13 protein-coding genes and 1 other RNA gene are annotated in these 16,115 nt (G+C 50.7%); 6 read left to right on the top strand and 8 right to left on the bottom strand.

The genetic code is table 11. The annotated features are described in order from the left end of the window. Positions 1–2: 2 nt before the first annotated feature. Genes sufS through sufA form a run of 5 tightly spaced genes read right to left on the bottom strand, consistent with a single transcriptional unit; the run spans position 3 to position 5,093 of the window. A complete protein-coding gene (sufS, locus tag ACLD4K_RS00405; protein WP_411011188.1) occupies positions 3–1,223 on the bottom strand; it encodes a cysteine desulfurase SufS in 1,221 nt (406 codons plus the stop codon). Continuing rightward, positions 1,220–2,491, bottom strand: coding sequence for a Fe-S cluster assembly protein SufD (gene sufD, locus ACLD4K_RS00400; RefSeq protein WP_411011187.1), 1,272 nt, complete (start codon positions 2,489–2,491; stop codon positions 1,220–1,222). The genes sufS and sufD overlap by 4 nt, the downstream gene beginning before the upstream one ends. After that, a complete protein-coding gene (gene sufC / locus ACLD4K_RS00395) occupies positions 2,466–3,212 on the bottom strand; it encodes a Fe-S cluster assembly ATPase SufC (RefSeq protein ID WP_000948902.1) in 747 nt (248 codons plus the stop codon). Before sufC ends, sufD begins: the two co-directional genes overlap by 26 nt. Positions 3,213–3,228: 16 nt before the next feature. Continuing rightward, a complete protein-coding gene (gene sufB / locus ACLD4K_RS00390; RefSeq protein ID WP_411011186.1) occupies positions 3,229–4,716 on the bottom strand; it encodes a Fe-S cluster assembly protein SufB in 1,488 nt (495 codons plus the stop codon). Between the two features lie 8 nt (positions 4,717–4,724). Further along, complete coding sequence (sufA, locus tag ACLD4K_RS00385; protein WP_000418969.1) at positions 4,725–5,093, bottom strand: Fe-S cluster assembly scaffold SufA; 369 nt, start codon at positions 5,091–5,093, stop codon at positions 4,725–4,727. A 426-nt stretch (positions 5,094–5,519) separates the two neighbouring features. On the opposite strand from sufA, the gene ACLD4K_RS00380 reads away from it, so the two are divergent. Further along, entirely contained in the window at positions 5,520–6,866 is a 1,347-nt protein-coding gene (locus ACLD4K_RS00380; protein WP_411011185.1) for a cation:dicarboxylate symporter family transporter, read from the top strand. A gap of 287 nt (positions 6,867–7,153) precedes the next feature. Here ACLD4K_RS00380 and ACLD4K_RS00375 read toward each other — a convergent pair whose 3' ends face one another. The 3 genes from ACLD4K_RS00375 to ACLD4K_RS00365 form a co-directional block, all read right to left on the bottom strand. Continuing rightward, entirely contained in the window at positions 7,154–7,342 is a 189-nt protein-coding gene (locus ACLD4K_RS00375; protein WP_001537749.1) for a YdiH family protein, read from the bottom strand. Positions 7,343–7,440: 98 nt separating this feature from the next. Further along, entirely contained in the window at positions 7,441–7,851 is a 411-nt protein-coding gene (gene menI / locus ACLD4K_RS00370; RefSeq protein WP_000637926.1) for a 1,4-dihydroxy-2-naphthoyl-CoA hydrolase, read from the bottom strand. Then, the gene (locus ACLD4K_RS00365; protein WP_411011184.1) at positions 7,848–10,904 is read right to left on the bottom strand and encodes an FAD-binding and (Fe-S)-binding domain-containing protein; all 3,057 of its coding nucleotides are present in this window, start codon (positions 10,902–10,904) and stop codon (positions 7,848–7,850) included. Before ACLD4K_RS00365 ends, menI begins: the two co-directional genes overlap by 4 nt. A 264-nt stretch (positions 10,905–11,168) precedes the next feature. Here ACLD4K_RS00365 and ydiK point away from each other — a divergent pair, with 264 nt between their 5' ends. The 5 genes from ydiK (at position 11,169) to ACLD4K_RS00340 (ending at position 16,055) form a co-directional block, all read left to right on the top strand. After that, on the top strand, positions 11,169–12,287 hold the full coding sequence (ydiK, locus tag ACLD4K_RS00360; RefSeq protein ID WP_000248615.1) for an AI-2E family transporter YdiK: 1,119 nt from the start codon (positions 11,169–11,171) through the stop codon (positions 12,285–12,287). Between the two features lie 181 nt (positions 12,288–12,468). After that, an RNA gene (gene rprA, locus ACLD4K_RS00355) (antisense sRNA RprA) lies at positions 12,469–12,576 on the top strand. A gap of 167 nt (positions 12,577–12,743) precedes the next feature. Beyond that, on the top strand, positions 12,744–13,103 hold the full coding sequence (locus ACLD4K_RS00350) for a YdiL family protein (protein ID WP_000980457.1): 360 nt from the start codon (positions 12,744–12,746) through the stop codon (positions 13,101–13,103). A 140-nt stretch (positions 13,104–13,243) separates the two neighbouring features. Then, the gene (locus ACLD4K_RS00345) at positions 13,244–14,455 is read left to right on the top strand and encodes an MFS transporter (protein ID WP_411011183.1); all 1,212 of its coding nucleotides are present in this window, start codon (positions 13,244–13,246) and stop codon (positions 14,453–14,455) included. 364 nt (positions 14,456–14,819) lie between these two features. Beyond that, positions 14,820–16,055 (top strand): MFS transporter, encoded by a 1,236-nt coding sequence (locus ACLD4K_RS00340; RefSeq protein ID WP_183059096.1) that lies wholly within the window; start codon positions 14,820–14,822, stop codon positions 16,053–16,055. The last annotated feature ends 60 nt before the right edge of the window (positions 16,056–16,115 follow it).

Here is a 16,115-nt window from a genome sequence, read left to right as displayed (position 1 = left end):
TGTTATCCCAATAAGCGGTGGATACGCGTTAATCCTGCCACCAGTCGGTCCACTTCTTCATGGGTGTTATACATCGCCAGCGAAGCCCGGCACATTGCTGGCACGCCATACCAGGCCATGAGCGGCATCGCGCAGTGATGCCCCGTTCGTACCGCGATACCGTAATTATCAAGAAAGCTGCCAACGTCGTAAGCATGGTGTTTACCCAGATTAAACGCGATGACGCCCAACCGCTGCGCCGGGCCATATAGCGTGATATCAGGCACCTGCGCCAGTTGCTCCAGCGCATAGCGCATCAGCATCTGCTCATAATCGCCAATCTTATCCAGTCCCAGCGACGTCACATAGTCAATCGCCGCGCCCAGACCGACGATGCCGCCAGTATTCGGCGTTCCCGCCTCAAAACGCCAGGGCGCTTTCGCCCATGTCGTTCCCTGCGTCAGGCTGACGGTCGAAATCATCGATCCGCCCCCTTCCCACGGCGGCATTTCTTGCAGCAACGCCTCTTTAACATACAGAATGCCGATGCCGGTCGGCCCGTAAAGTTTATGGCCGGAGAAAACGTAAAAATCGCAGTCCAGCGCCTGGACGTCAACAGCATGGTGCATCACGGCCTGGGCGCCATCCACCAGCACTTTCGCCCCATGCTGGCGCGCCAGCGCAATCATGTCCGGCAGCGGGTTTTCCGTCCCCAGCACATTGGAAACATGGGTAATGGCCAGCAGTCGAGTCCGGTCATCGAACAGCGCAGCTAAGGTCTCCAGCCGCAGCGTACCGTCATGATGCAACGGGATCACGCGCAGTTCAGCGCCTTTGCGCTCGCACAGCATCTGCCAGGGAACGATATTGGCATGATGCTCCATCTCGCTGATGATAATGTTATCCCCGGCGCGAATATTTTCCGTTCCCCAACTGTTGGCGACAAGGTTAATGCCCTCCGTCGTACCGCGCACGAACACCAGTTCTTCTGCGGAGCGGGCGTTAATAAACCGCGACGCCTGCTTACGCACATTCTCCATGCTTTCGGTCGCCTGTGCGCTTAACGTATGGATACCTCGATGTACCGCAGCATAGCCGTGACGGTAGAAGGCAGATTCAGCATCAATCACCTGATTAGGTTTTTGAGCGCTGGCTGCGCTGTCCAGGTAAGCCAGCGGCAGGCCGTTAACTTCACGCTGCAGTATGGGAAAATCCGCCCGTACTTTTTCTACAGGAAATGTCATACCAGGCCTCCGGGCAGTCGCTGGCCGATTCGCGCCAGCACCTGCTGTTTAAGGGCGCTATCATGGATAGCTTCCGTTAACTCTGCGGCAAACGCGTAAAGAATCATGTGCCGCGCCTCCTGCTGTCTGATGCCGCGTGATTGCAGATAAAACATCTGCTCATCGTCAATACGCCCGATCGTCGCGCCGTGGCTGCACTTCACGTCATCGGCATAGATCTCCAATTGCGGTTTGGTATCGACTTCAGCCAGTTTCCCCAACAACAGGTTATTATTGGTCATCTGGCCGTCGGTTTTAATGGCGTGTTGCGCCACATTAATCAGGCCATTAAAGATCGCGCGTCCTTTGTCGCTGACGATGGTCTTGTGCAACTGGCGGCTGTTACAGTAGCCTTTGTTATGTTCCAGCCATGTCCGCGTATCGCAGACTTCATTTTTCACCGGCATCGCCAGACTATTCAGTCGAAGCGTCGCGTTTTCACCATTCAGTTGTGAGCTGCTGTGGTGACGTAGTACTGCGGCGCCCAGCAGAAAACTGTGGCTAAACGCCGAGGCGTCTGTCGCCAGCAGAAGATCGTTATGCGCAAAGTGGTAGCTGGACGCATTTTCAAACGCCAGTTTGATATGGCGCAGTTGCGCATTGTCTGCAACGTTCATCGTCAGACGCGCGCCGGTAAAATGTTTTGCCGCTGTAAGGCTGACATAATGCTCAATAACCGTCGCTTCCGCGCCTTCCGCCAGCGCCAGATGGTGGCGATAATGCGCGGTATTCAGCTCGTCGCCATCCACGCCCTGCGTGATATGCAGTAACAGTAGCGGCCTGGTCGGACGCTGATTTCGCCGTACCTGTATATACGTGACACATTGCGCCAGGCTTTCCGTCAGATGCAGAAAAACCTCGGGATGTACCGGCGCGGCAAGCGTCTGGCGCTCATCCCTGACGCTAACGTTAAATCCGCTGTTTTGCGTGCTATCACTGAGCTCTGGCATAAACCGTCCGTCGACAAACACCAGCCGCACGGCATCGATTTGCAGCGCCAGCGCATCACGCTGTGCGGTGCTGATAGTCGTACACTGCTGAATAAACTGGCTATGGGTTAAGCCCTCCAGCGGCGTGTATTTCCAGTCTTCATGTTTACGTGTCGGCAATCCCAGACGCAACATCTGTTGTAAATGTTGTCTTGCCTGCTCAGTTCGACTTTCTCCTTTTTCTTCAAAGAGATGCTGCCATTGCTGTAGCGCTTTACTGCTGTTCGGTAAGCCAGCCATAACCCTGCTCCTCCAGTTGTTTGACCAGAGTAAAATCGCCGGATCGGACAATTCGCCCCTGATAGAGGACATGGACGTAATCGGGCTTGATATAGTCCAGTATGCGCTGATAGTGGGTCACGATAATAAAAGCGCGTTTATCGTCGCGTAACGCGTTGACGCCTTCCGCCACAATTTTCAACGCATCGATATCCAGTCCGGAGTCCGACTCATCAAGGATGCACAGTTCCGGCTCCAGCACCGCCATTTGCAAAATATCATTGCGCTTTTTCTCCCCGCCGGAAAAACCGACGTTTACCGAACGGGTCAGTAAATCTTCCGGCATTTTCAGCAATGCGATCTTTTCTTCCATCAGATCCTGAAAATCAAAGCGATCCAACGACGCCTGCCCGCGGTAGGCGCGCACGGCATTCAGCGCGGTTTGCAGGAAAAACTGGTTACTGACGCCGGGGATTTCTACCGGGTACTGGAAGGCCATAAAAATCCCTTCGCCCGCCCGTTCCTCCGGCGACAGTTCAAGCAGATCTTTACCTTTGAACGTAACCGAGCCGCCGGTGACCTCGTAATCTTCACGTCCCGCCAGGGTGGCGGAGAGCGTGCTTTTCCCGGAACCGTTCGGCCCCATAATGGCGTGAACTTCGCCGGGGCGAATCTCCAGATTCAGGCCACGCAAAATCGCTTTTTCTTCCACACTGACCTGTAAATCTTTAATGCTTAACATGGGTTTTCCTTCATCATTAACCGACGCTGTGCTCAAGGCTAATCGCCAGCAGTTTTTGCGCTTCAACGGCGAACTCCAGCGGCAGTTCCGAGAAAACGTCTTTACAGAAACCGTTGACGATCATCGAAATAGCGTCTTCTTCGCTGATACCGCGTTGCAAACAATAGAAAAGCTGATCTTCACCGATGCGTGATGTTGTCGCCTCGTGCTCCAGCTGCGCGCTGTTATTGCGGCATTCAACATACGGGAACGTATGTGCGCCGCAGTCCGCGCCAATCAACATGGAGTCGCATTGGGTGAAATTTCGGGCGTTGGTTGCCGTCGGCATAATTTTTACCAGCCCACGGTAGCTGTTCTGGCTGTGGCCGGCGGAAATGCCTTTTGAGATAATGGTTGAGCGCGTGTTTTTACCGATATGGATCATTTTTGTGCCGGTGTCAGCCTGCTGATGTCCACTGGTCAGCGCAACGGAATAGAACTCGCCGATAGAATTATCACCGCGCAGAATACAGCTCGGGTATTTCCAGGTAATCGCCGAACCGGTTTCCGACTGGGTCCACGACATCTTGCTGTTTTCCCCTTCGCACAACGCCCGCTTGGTCACAAAGTTCAGAATACCGCCCGTGTTGTTGTCGCCCGGGAACCAGTTTTGTACGGTGGAATATTTTACTTCAGCATCTTTATGGATGATGACTTCCACTACCGCGGCGTGGAGCTGATAACTGTCGCGTACGGGCGCGGAGCAGCCTTCGATATAACTCACATAGCTGCCTTCATCCGCCACCAGAATCGTGCGCTCAAACTGACCGGTTTTCTCAGCGTTAATGCGAAAATAGGTGGATAACTCCATCGGGCAACGCACGCCTTTGGGAATATAGATAAATGTCCCATCGGAAGCGACTGCCGCATTCAGCGCGGCAAAAAAGTTATCGTTCCCCGGCACGACGGTGCCAAGATATTTCCTGACCAGGTCAGGGTGATCGTGTATCGCTTCGCCAAAAGAACAGAAAATAATGCCCTGTTCCGCCAGTTTTTCACGGTATGTGGTCGCTACGGAGACCGAGTCAAAAATCGCATCGACGGCGACCTCTTTCCCTTCGCGAACCGGAACGCCAAGTTGCTCGAAGGCGTCTTCAACCTCTTTACTCAAAAAGGTATTCGCGCCCGTTTGCTGTACGGCTCCCGGCTGGGAAACGCAGCTATCGTCGCAGTTTCCGCATGATGGCGCAGAGTAATAGCTGTAGTCCTGATAGTTCAGTTTATCGTAGTGCGCCTTCAGCCAGTGCGGTTCATCCATGTCCAGCCAGGCTCTATAGGCATTGAGACGAAATTCCAGCATCCACTCAGGTTCGTTACGCTTTGCGGAAATCGCGCGCACCACCTCTTCGCTGATGCCTTTTGCCAGTTCATCAGTGGGTAATTGCGTGAAAAATCCTTCTTTGTAATTAAGGCGTCCGCCTGTCCAGATGCCGACCTCTTCCGTTGCTTCAGTATTACGAGACATAGTACCGCCTATACCCCAAAACTTTCGCCGCAGCCGCATTCATTCTGGGCTTTGGGGTTATGAAATTTAAATAACTGGTTCAGCCCTTCCTGTACGTAATCCACTTCTGTTCCGTCAATAAAAGGCATCGCCTGTAACGGTGCGAAAAGCTTTGCGCCTTCGGCTTCAAAAACCAGATCGTCTTTATCCGGCTCCCGAACGGTATCCAGAACATAGCCGAATCCGGCACATCCCGTCTGTTTTACGCTTAACCGCACGCCCAACATGCCCGGCTGCTTTGCTGCCAGTTCACGTATGTGCGCTGCCGCCGCTGGCGTTAGCGTCAGCCCTTGCCAGGGGAAGTCCTCCGGGTTAAACGTGTCTGAATGCAATTCCATAGAGTTACCTCGCGTTCTAAATCACCAGGATATAACAGCATGTTAGTGATAATGATTATCACTTCAACCCCTTAACCGCAGGGACTTTCCAACAAATGGTCATATTGAGCGCCTTTTATTAAGCATAGACCCTGTCCGCCAGGTCATACGACAGACAAAAAATCTCCTAATATTTTGATAAGTAATGATTTATAAGATGTTAACCGTTCTGGCGGGTCAAAAACGAAAAGATGTATAGAAAATGACTATTTAATTAATAGGCTGTCGACATTGCCGGGCGGCGAGGTCAGAACCCCATTTTTTGTATGGATATCTGGCGTTGCGCTCTTTATAATCCGCTGCGGTTCTATAACTCAGTTTGGGCTATAGGTTTATGTAAACTCTTTCCGGCATTTCAGGTGCTGAATGAGGCAAGAGGCTTAAAATATGGTTGTTACGCTCGCGTATATCGCACTTTTTTTGGTTTTCTCGTGGGTCATCTTAAGAATTAATCAAAAAAGCGATTCCCTGTCGAAAAGCGTTTTTATCGCTATCTTTTTAGGGGCTGTTATTGGTTTATCCCTGCATTTTATTTCAGCAAATCACACTAAAACCATTATCGAATGGTACAGCATAGTCGGCAATGGTTACGTCCACCTGTTAAAACTGGTCGCTATACCGCTAATTTTTATTTCTATTCTTTCCGCCATCAATAAACTGGAAAATAGCGCCGGCATCGGAAAAATGTCGCTGACGATCGTCGGATGCATGTTATGCCTGGTGATGGCTGCCGGTTTTATCGGATTACTGACCGCTCATATACTGGGGCTTGACGCCAGCGCTTTTATGCACATGCCGTCAATGTTAACTACGGAAGAAGTCAATAAGACTGCCGCGGTGTCGATTCCCCAGTTAGTGACATCGCTGATCCCGACTAATATTTTTCTTGATCTTACGGGAGCCAGAAGTGTTTCCGTCATCGGCATCGTTATCTTCACGCTAATAGCGGGGATCGCCCTGTTAAAAGTCAAAAAGGAAGCACCGGCAGAAGGTCAGAAATTAAGCGCAGGCATTAACGCTATTCAGATCTGGGTCATGAAGATGGTACGTATCGTTATTGCATTAACGCCCTATGGCGTCATGGCATTAATGACTGCCGTCTTTTCATCATACCACCTTGAACAATTCGCCAGCTTACTTGGTTTTATCGGCGCCTGTTATATCGCGATTTTCATGATGTTTATCGTGCACGCCATCTTGCTGGTCCTCAGCGGTAATAATCCAGCGCGTTATTTCAGAATGGTCTGGCCCGTCTTAACCTTTGCGTTTGTTTCCCGCAGCAGCGCAGCCTCTATTCCGCTGGCCATTTCCGCCCAGGAAAAATTTGGCGTACAAAGCACCATTGCCAATATTTCCGCCTCGTTTGGCTCCAGTATGGGGCAAAATGGCTGCGCCGGGATTTATCCAGCTATTATGGTAGCGATGATTGCGCCCACCATCGGCATTGATCCGCTCTCGCTGCATTTTCTGGCCGCGATGTTGCCTGCCATTGCGCTAGGGTCTATTGGCGTGGCCGGCGTCGGCGGCGGTGGTACGTTCGCGGCGCTGATTGTCCTGTCGACGTTGAATTTTCCCGTTGCGCTGGTCGGTATTTTTATTGCCATCGAACCTATCGTTGATATGGCCCGCACGGCACTGAACGTTAACGGATCGATGATGTCAGGTGTGCTGGCCAACCGTATTTTGAATAATCATACGGCTGACGACATGCCGGCGGTTATTGACAGACCTTAGTTTTTTACGCGCCCGGAAAAGAAAAACCCTTAAGTCTGTTCAATACAGGCTTAAGGGTTCCGGCCCCATCCGGCGCTTATCTCCGGCACTCTTAATGGCTTAGCTCTTGAAGGGGCATAAGAATAATCTCATAAAGAGCGCGCGCCTTTTTAGCACAAATGGCGATCTGTATTTTTTTTAAACAAAATCAAGGGGATTATCTATTACCGGGGGACAGTGTCTGGTGAGATTGCCTGGTAACATAGCCGGATGGCGGCTAACGCCTTATCCGGCCTACACAGACTTTATTAATGCACGCCCAACCGCCAGGCGAAATAGATCTCTTCTTTCAGTTCGGTTGCAGAGAGGGTGAGGAGATCGGCAAACTCTAACTCCAGCTGTTTTAAACGCTTCAAATACTGCGCGGGAGAAAGTTCGGTTTTATCACGGCGTAAAAATTCAATCGCCAGTTGGGTTGGGTCTAAATCAGTAGACATATCATCCTCGCTTATGTGTAAACGTGCACAGTATATCACCTTTTTCTGCGCACATTTTGACCAAAAGCAATATGCATCACACTTTTATGGTGACAACGTCACACAATCGCCGTAGTAAGACGCGAAGAACAGCACAGACGTCCCTGTTCATCAAAGATCTCTATCTGCCAGACCTGATGGCGAGCCCCAGTATGCAACGCTTTACAGACGCCTCGTACGCGCCCCTGACGCGCCGACCGTACATGGTTGGCATTCACCTCCAGCCCCACCACCTTTTGCTCCCCCTGCGTACACAGATAGCCTGCGACCGAGCCGATACTTTCCGCCAGCACCACAGACGCGCCGCCATGCAGCAAGCCGAACGGCTGTTTGGTGCGATGATCGACGGGCATTGTCGCTTCCAGCGTATCGTCCCCAATATGCTCAAAGCGGATATCAAGCAGGCCAACCATATTCCCTTCCCCCATCGCATTAAGCGCATCGAGGGTCACTTCACGTTTCCAGATCATCCCATAATCTCCAGTAATGCCTGCAACGGGTGACGCACGCCCGTACCTTCAATGCGTTTAACCTGGCTTCGGCAGGAATAGCCGGTTGCCAGGCAGCGGTTTCGCGGTAGACGTTGCATCGCCTGATGCCAGGATAGCTCATAAATTCCCAGCGAATTTTTATGATTGGTGAGTTCATGTCCATAAGTGCCCGCCATACCGCAGCAGCCTACGCTGACATTTTCCAGCTTCGCGCCAAAATGGGCAAAGATGGCGGCCCACTGCGCAGGCGCGCCGGGTAAAGCCGTGACTTCCGTACAATGACCAAAAAAGTACCACGGTTCGCCGCTCACCTCGACGGACAGTCTTGCATTTATTTCCTGCGCCAGCCATTCATTCACCAGCAACACATGAAAATCGCCGCGCTGTTCGCCCAGCGCCAGTTTGTATTCGTCGCGATAACACAGAACCAGCGCCGGATCGACGCCCACCATCGGCATCCCCAACGCGGCGATCCGATTAAGGAACTCAGAGGTTTTTTTCGCCGTTTTCGCAAAGCGATTAAGAAAACCTTTAATATGCTGTGCCTTACCATTCGGCGAGAACGGTAACAATACCGGCCTCCTGCCCAGTTTTTCCGCCAGGCGGATAAAGTCCGCCACGACCCGAGCGTCGTAGTAGCTGGTAAACGGGTCCTGAACCACCAGTACCGTTTTCGCTTTTTGCTCGGCGCTCATGCGCTCCAGTTGCTCAAGCGTCATATTGGCAGACGGATGGCCCACCAGTTGCTGTTGCAATGAAGGGGCAGAAAGCAGAGGTAAATCCACCATACCGATATGTTTTTTCGCCAGATTACGAACCACCGGTTGGTTAATAAAAAAGTTAAAGGTCTTTGGCGCACGCGCCATCAGCGGCGCGTAGGTCTCGACCGTCGCCACCAGATGATCGCGTACCGGACGCAGATAACGCGTATGGTAAAGCTGTAAGAAACGTGAACGAAACTCCGGAACATCGATTTTAATCGGACACTGGGTCGTACAGGCTTTACATGCCAGACAGCCGGACATGGCCTCTTTAACTTCATGGGAAAAGTCATACTCGCCTTTGCGTTTGTGCCAACTATTCCGGGTGCGGGCAATCAGCGTGCGTAAGCTGGCGCGTTTTTCTGGCAACTCCTTTTCCAGTTTCAACGGATCGACGCCGCGATCGGCCAATAGTCGGAGCCATTCCCGCACCAGCGTCGCCCGCCCTTTCGGCGAATGGATCCGGTTAAGGCTAATTTTCATCGACGGGCACATCGGGCTTTTCGCATCGAAATTAAAGCACAGGCCGTTACCATTACACTCCATAGCGCCGCGCCAGGTCTGCCGTACCGCCAGCGGGATTTGCCGATCCCAGGTGCCGCGTTTTACCGCATCCACCTTCATCATCGGCGCCTCTATCCCCTGCGGCGGACAGATTTTACCCGGGTTAAGTCGATTATGCGGATCAAAAGCCGCTTTTATTTTGCGCAGCTCGCCATACAGGACTTCGCCGAAAAAGGCCGGGCTGTATTCCGCACGGAAGCCTTTTCCATGCTCGCCCCACAACAGCCCGCCATATCTGGCGGTCAGCGCGACGACCTCATCGGAGATCTGTTTCATCAGCAGTTCCTGCTGCGGATCGCACATATCCAGCGCCGGACGCACATGCAGCACCCCGGCATCCACGTGACCGAACATGCCGTAACTTAAGCCATGACCATCCAGCAGGGCGCGAAATTCGGCGATGTAATCGGCCAGATGTTCAGGCGGCACGCAGGTATCTTCCGCAAAAGGAATCGGTTTGGCAGCGCCTTTCGCATTACCCAGCAGCCCTACCGCTTTTTTACGCATCGCGTAAATACGCTCAATCCCCGTTAAATCGCTACAAAGTTGCCAGCCGATCACGCCCGCTTCCGCACGCGCCATCAGGCCATCCAGTCGGTGGCACAGCGCCTCGACCTGTCCGTCAATAAGCGCTTCATCGTCACCCGCGAACTCCACGATATTCAGGCCAAGCATCTCTTTATCCGGCACATCGGTAATCAATTCGCTAACGGAGTGCCAGACAATATCTTCCCGCGCGAGGTTAAGGACTTTGGAATCGACCGTCTCGACGGATAAGGCGCGCGCGTCAACCATAAAGGGGGCGTTACGCAGCGCGGAATCAAAGGAGTCGTATTTTACATTCACCAGACGGCGGACTTTGGGTATCGGGGTAATATCCAGCCGGGCTTCAGTAATAAACGCCAGCGTCCCTTCCGACCCCGTTAAGATGCGGGTGAGATCGAAGCGGGTCATGTCATCGTTAAAAACGTGGCGTAAATCGTAGCCTGTCAGGAAGCGATTGAGCTTTGGAAAGCTATCGAGGATAAGTTGACGGTTTTCCAGGCTGGACTGATAGACGGTCTGATAGATGCGGCCTGGCGTCGTTGTGTTTTCACCCAGCGTCCGGGCAAGCTCTACGGGCATCGATTGCGTGTCAAGGATATCGCCCCCCAACAATACGGCCCGTATGCCTAAGACGTGATCTGACGTTTTTCCATAGACCAGCGAACCCTGACCAGAGGCATCGGTATTAATCATACCGCCAAGCGTGGCGCGATTACTGGTGGAAAGTTCCGGCGCAAAAAAATAGTCATACGGCTTTAACGCCTCATTAAGCTGATCTTTTATCACTCCCGCCTCTACCCGCACCCATCCCTCTTCAGGATTAATTTCAATAATGCGGTTCATATAGCGGGACATATCAACAATAATGCCCTGGTTTAGCGCCTGGCCATTCGTGCCAGTACCGCCGCCTCGCGGGGTAAATATCAGCGACGTAAAGCGCGGCTCCGCCGCCAGACGGGCAAGAAGCGCGACATCCGCCGTAGAGCGAGGAAACACAACAGCATCGGGAAGAAGCTGGTAGATACTGTTATCGGTCGACATTGTCAGACGGTCGGCATAGCTGGTTGCCGTATCGCCCGTAAACCCTTGCTGCTCCAGCGCCTGCAAAAAATTGAGCACCAGCTGAACGACGCCGGGTGCCTGAGAAATTTGTGGAATCATTATATTGACCCTTTCCTGCGGTCTATGTTGTGAACGGTGGCGCCCAACCCGGCGAGCGCGAGCGGTCTACGCACAGGAAGGGATGCTTAATCGTTTGCGTGTTGCGTTATTTGTTGTATCACATTTTTTTCCTGTGCGCCCAACAGAATTACATGCAGAATCGGTCTGTTAAAAACCGCTGAAATTGCTCATCATTATAGGGTGTGGTTTGCATGTTCACGTCGCGCCAACGTTCTGGCGCAAAGACAAAGGTGAAAAGTATTTATGGTAAATGTTCGTCAGCCCAGGGATATTGCGCAAGTGCTGCTATCGGTGCTGTTTTTAGCCATCATGATTGTGGCCTGTTTGTGGATAGTACAGCCTTTTATTTTGGGGTTTGCATGGGCAGGTACGATAGTTATCGCGACCTGGCCCGTTTTGCTGAAATTACAAAAAATATTGTGGGGTCGCCGCTCGCTTGCCGTACTGGTCATGACGCTGCTGTTAGTGCTGCTCTTCGTTATTCCCGTCGCCTTGCTGGTGAACAGCATTGTCGACGGTAGCGGCCCGCTCATCCATGCAGTGACTGGCGGCGATATGACGCTACCCGATCTGGCATGGTTAAATAATATTCCGTTAGTTGGTGCCAAACTGTATGCCGGATGGCATAGCCTGCTGGATATGGGCGGTAGCGCTATTATGGCGAAAGTGCGACCTTATATCGGCACAACCACGACCTGGTTTGTCGGTCAGGCGGCGCATATCGGACGCTTTATGATGCACTGCGCCCTGATGCTGTTGTTTAGCGCCCTGCTTTACTGGCGCGGCGAACAAGTGGCGATGGGAATACGCCATTTTGCCTGTCGTCTCGCGGCTAAACGCGGCGATGCGGCGGTTCTGCTGGCTGCCCAGGCGATCCGCGCCGTGGCGCTTGGCGTGGTGGTCACCGCGCTGGTACAGGCGGTACTTGGTGGCGTCGGGCTGGCGATTTCCGGCGTGCCTTACGCTACCCTGTTGACGGTAGTGATGATCCTTTCGTGTCTGGTTCAGTTGGGGCCGTTGCCGGTATTGATTCCAGCCATTATCTGGCTTTACTGGACAGGCGACACCACCTGGGGCACCGTGCTGCTGGTTTGGAGTGCCGTCGTCGGCACGCTGGATAACGTGATTCGCCCGGTACTCATCCGCATGGGCGCCGATTTACCGCTGCTTCTGATCCTTTCCGGGGTAATCGGCGGCCTGATTGCATTCGGTATGATTGGTCTGTTTATTGGACCGGTACTTCTGGCCGTGACCTGGCGTTTGTTCTCCGCATGGGTACATGAAGTTCCGGCGCCGACGAATGAACCAGAGGAGATCCTTGAAGAGCTGGATGACATCGAGGAAGCCAACAAGCAGTCATAATTCCGTGGGCGGCATTGCCGCCCGATGCTTTAGCAACGTTTATCAATTCAACGCACACCCCATTTTGATTCGCCCGTCTGTTCCCCGCCGCATCTCATTTCTGTCGCAAATCCGTTACAGTTTTTAAACTATTGAGACGAATCTGATCGACGCAAAAAGTGCTCATGCCTACTATTAGCACACGGTTATAAATCAACACATTGATTTATAAGCATGGAAATCCCCTGAGTGAAACAACGAATTGCTGTGTGTAGTCTTTGCCCGTCTCCTACGATGGGCTTTTTTTTTAACTTTTTTCGCCGCATTGTTACATAAGCCAGCTCCCGTTTTCCTTCAACACTGCGATATCTGCAACGAACAAATAATATTGCACAAAATAGTGTGATTCTGTTCAAGTCGAAACGGTGTCGGTGGTGCTATTTATAGCATCACTTTTTTCATATAAAAGCCTAAAAAATGATGAACGCGTTAGAACTACAAGCACTACGGCGTATTTTTGATATGACGATTGAAGAATGCACAATCTATATCACCCAGGATAATAATTCGACAACCTGGCAACGATGGGAAGCTGGCGACACTCCCATCTCTCCAGAAATCATTGCCAGGCTAAAGGAAATGAAAGCCAAGAGACAGCGACGAATTAACGCCATTGTGGACAAAATAAATAACCGCATCGGTAATAATACAATGCGTTACTTCCCTGATTTATCTTCTTTTCAGTCCATTTATACAGAGGGTGATTTTATCGAGTGGAAAATTTATCAATCTGTTGCTGCCGAACTTTTCGCACATGATCTGGAGCGGCTGTGTTAGACGTAAAATTTATCGCCGCATCGTATTGATACCGGATAGAAAACCACACAATCACGACATTGACTTGTCACCCTATCCAATATGCTTCCTGCCTGTGTATACCACTGTAACGTTCAGGCGGCATCTCTGAGTCAGATAATATGAAAAATCGTTATTTCCCTACCGCTGTAGGGTTGTATTTTAATTACTTTGTACATGGCATGGGGGTTATCCTGATGAGCCTGAACATGTCATCGCTTGAACAGCAATGGCATACCAGTGCCGCTGGCGTATCTATTGTGATCTCTTCGCTTGGTATTGGCCGGTTAAGCGTTTTGTTAATCGCCGGTATGCTTTCCGATCGCTTTGGTCGCCGTCCTTTTATCATTCTGGGGACCGCCTGTTACCTGATTTTTTTCATTGGCATTCTTTATGCTCAGACGATCTTTGTCGCTTATGCCTGTGGCTTTTTAGCGGGTATGGCCAACAGTTTTTTGGATGCGGGTACCTATCCCAGTTTGATGGAAGCCTTCCCTCGCTCCCCCAGTACGGCAAATATTCTGATCAAAGCATTTGTCTCTGGCGGGCAATTCTTGTTGCCCATTATTATCAGTTTATTAGTCTGGGCTAATATGTGGTTTGGCTGGTCCTTTCTGCTTGCCGGGGCGATCATGCTTATTAATGCTCTGTTTTTATTACGCTGCCCTTTTCCACCCTATCCTGGTCGAATAGTAAAGCCTAAAATCTCGCAAACGCCTGTCGCAGGCGTACATCATTGCTCCCTCATCGATCTTATCAGCTATACCCTTTATGGCTACATCTCGATGGCAACCTTTTATCTTATCAGCCAGTGGCTGGCGCAGTATGGACAATTCGTCGCAGGAATGTCGTATACCCAATCCATCAAATTGTTAAGTATTTATACCTGCGGCTCGCTACTGTGCGTTTTTATTACCGCCCCGCTGGTCAGAAAAACAATTCGCTCTACCACGTTATTGATGTTTTATACCTTTATCTCTTTTATTGCGCTTCTGACGGTCTGTCTGCATCCTCAGGTCTATGTTGTTATGATCTTCGCATTCGTCATTGGATTCTCTTCCGCCGGCGGCGTAGTACAAATCGGCCTGACGCTGATGGCGGCCCGTTTTCCACAGGAGAAAGGTAAAGCGACCGGCATTTATTACAGCGCCGGCAGTATCGCGACGTTCACTATTCCGTTGATCACGGCGCGGATTTCAGAACTGAGCATTGCACATATTATGTGGTTTGATGCCGGTATCGCCGCTGCGGGATTTCTCCTCGCACTGTTCATCGGTTACCGAAGTCGGGCTGAATCACAACATCACGCTGAAGCAGCGTCAACTGCACAATAAATGTTAGCATGCCAGTTGCAATATTATTGCCTTGCTATGCAAAATAAAACGTTAGCCATTATCACCGGGAAACAAAAAATGTAATTTTCGTGTTAATTATTATTCATTATCTTCACACTTATCAGAAAAATTGCGATGAGCATCACGAGTTATAGGTGTTAAACAACAACTCTGCAGCAATCTTTATATTTCCTGGCTAACAAATGAAATGCTATCAATGCAATAAACCTGGCATTTTAAACGCCATGTTATGTACATATAACGACAGTACCGACTTATAGTGTTACTGAAAAATCGCTGCATGTAGTAATAGCAGTAATAAGCAGAACATTGAATCAAACCATCAGCAAGGAGCTGTGAACAAATGTCTCAGAACAAGGCTCGCAACATGCCATATTTGCTGGCTGTTATCTGCATTTATTTTAGTTACTTTCTCCACGGCATGAGTGTTATTACACTAGCCCAGAACATGACCTCCCTTGCACAGAAATTCTCCACGGATAGTGCCGGTATCGCCTATTTAATCTCTGGCATTGGTCTTGGCCGTCTGGTCAGTATTTTATTCTTTGGCGTGCTGTCCGATAAATTTGGCCGTCGGGCAATAATACTGCTTGGCGCCGTACTATATATGCTGTTTTTCTTCGGTATTCCCGCCAGTCCTAACCTGATGATCGCTTTCATATTAGCGGTGTGTGTCGGCGTGGCGAACTCCGCGCTGGATACCGGCGGATACCCTGCATTAATGGAGTGTTTTCCCAAAGCATCGGGCTCGGCAGTTATTCTGGTTAAAGCGATGGTCTCTTTTGGGCAAATGATTTATCCCCTTATTGTCAGCGCCTTGTTAGTCAACCATATCTGGTACGGCTACGCGGTGGTAATCCCCGGTATCCTTTTCGTCCTCATCACGTTGATGCTGTTGAAAAGCCGCTTTCCCAGCCAACTTGTCGATGCCAGTATTGCGAAAGAATTACCCCAGATGAACAGTACTCCCCTCGTCTGGCTGGAAGGCGTAGCTTCCGTTTTATTTGGCGTCGCCGCGTTCTCAACCTTCTATGTGATTGTGGTCTGGATGCCTAAATATGCGATGGCCTTCGCCGGAATGGCGGAATCCGACGCGCTGAAAACCATCTCTTATTACAGTATGGGATCGTTGGTTTGCGTGTTTATTTTTGCCGCATTGCTGAAAAAAATGGTTCGCCCCATCTGGGCCAATGTTTTCAATGCCGGGCTGGCGACACTCACCGCTGCGGCAATTTACCTGTATCCCTCTCCACTGATCTGTAATGCTGGCGCCTTCGTGATTGGTTTTTCCGCTGCTGGAGGTATTTTACAATTAGGCGTATCGGTAATGTCGGAATTTTTCCCTAAGAGTAAAGCTAAAGTCACCAGTATATATATGATGATGGGGGGAGTAGCTAACTTTATTATTCCACTGATCACCGGTTATCTCTCTACTATTGGCCTGCAATATATCATTTTGTTAGATTTTGCCTTTGCACTACTGACATTTATCACCGCTATTATTGTATTTGTTCGCTATTATCGCGTATTTAAGATCCCGCAAAACGATGTCCGATTTGGCGAACGTTATTTCCAGTAAAAATGTTAACTATGCGCAACAGGCATGCGCCCTGCTCTGCACTGTCCACTTATGAAGGAG

This window comes from Salmonella sp. 741265055_HSA (assembly GCF_046569525.1).
GTDB lineage: Bacteria > Pseudomonadota > Gammaproteobacteria > Enterobacterales > Enterobacteriaceae > Salmonella > Salmonella enterica.
This window is presented reverse-complemented; position numbering and strand designations above follow the sequence as displayed.

Bases quoted from the DNA above. Each gene is read 5' to 3' on its own strand.
- sufS (WP_411011188.1), bottom strand. From the start codon at position 1,223: ATGACATTTCCTGTAGAAAAAGTACGGGCGGATTTTCCCATACTGCAG.
- sufD (WP_411011187.1), bottom strand. From the start codon at position 2,491: ATGGCTGGCTTACCGAACAGCAGTAAAGCGCTACAGCAATGGCAGCAT.
- sufC (WP_000948902.1), bottom strand. From the start codon at position 3,212: ATGTTAAGCATTAAAGATTTACAGGTCAGTGTGGAAGAAAAAGCGATT.
- sufB (WP_411011186.1), bottom strand. From the start codon at position 4,716: ATGTCTCGTAATACTGAAGCAACGGAAGAGGTCGGCATCTGGACAGGC.
- sufA (WP_000418969.1), bottom strand. From the start codon at position 5,093: ATGGAATTGCATTCAGACACGTTTAACCCGGAGGACTTCCCCTGGCAA.
- ACLD4K_RS00380 (WP_411011185.1), top strand. From the start codon at position 5,520: ATGGTTGTTACGCTCGCGTATATCGCACTTTTTTTGGTTTTCTCGTGG.
- ACLD4K_RS00375 (WP_001537749.1), bottom strand. From the start codon at position 7,342: ATGTCTACTGATTTAGACCCAACCCAACTGGCGATTGAATTTTTACGC.
- menI (WP_000637926.1), bottom strand. From the start codon at position 7,851: ATGATCTGGAAACGTGAAGTGACCCTCGATGCGCTTAATGCGATGGGG.
- ACLD4K_RS00365 (WP_411011184.1), bottom strand. From the start codon at position 10,904: ATGATTCCACAAATTTCTCAGGCACCCGGCGTCGTTCAGCTGGTGCTC.
- ydiK (WP_000248615.1), top strand. From the start codon at position 11,169: ATGGTAAATGTTCGTCAGCCCAGGGATATTGCGCAAGTGCTGCTATCG.
- ACLD4K_RS00350 (WP_000980457.1), top strand. From the start codon at position 12,744: ATGATGAACGCGTTAGAACTACAAGCACTACGGCGTATTTTTGATATG.
- ACLD4K_RS00345 (WP_411011183.1), top strand. From the start codon at position 13,244: ATGAAAAATCGTTATTTCCCTACCGCTGTAGGGTTGTATTTTAATTAC.
- ACLD4K_RS00340 (WP_183059096.1), top strand. From the start codon at position 14,820: ATGTCTCAGAACAAGGCTCGCAACATGCCATATTTGCTGGCTGTTATC.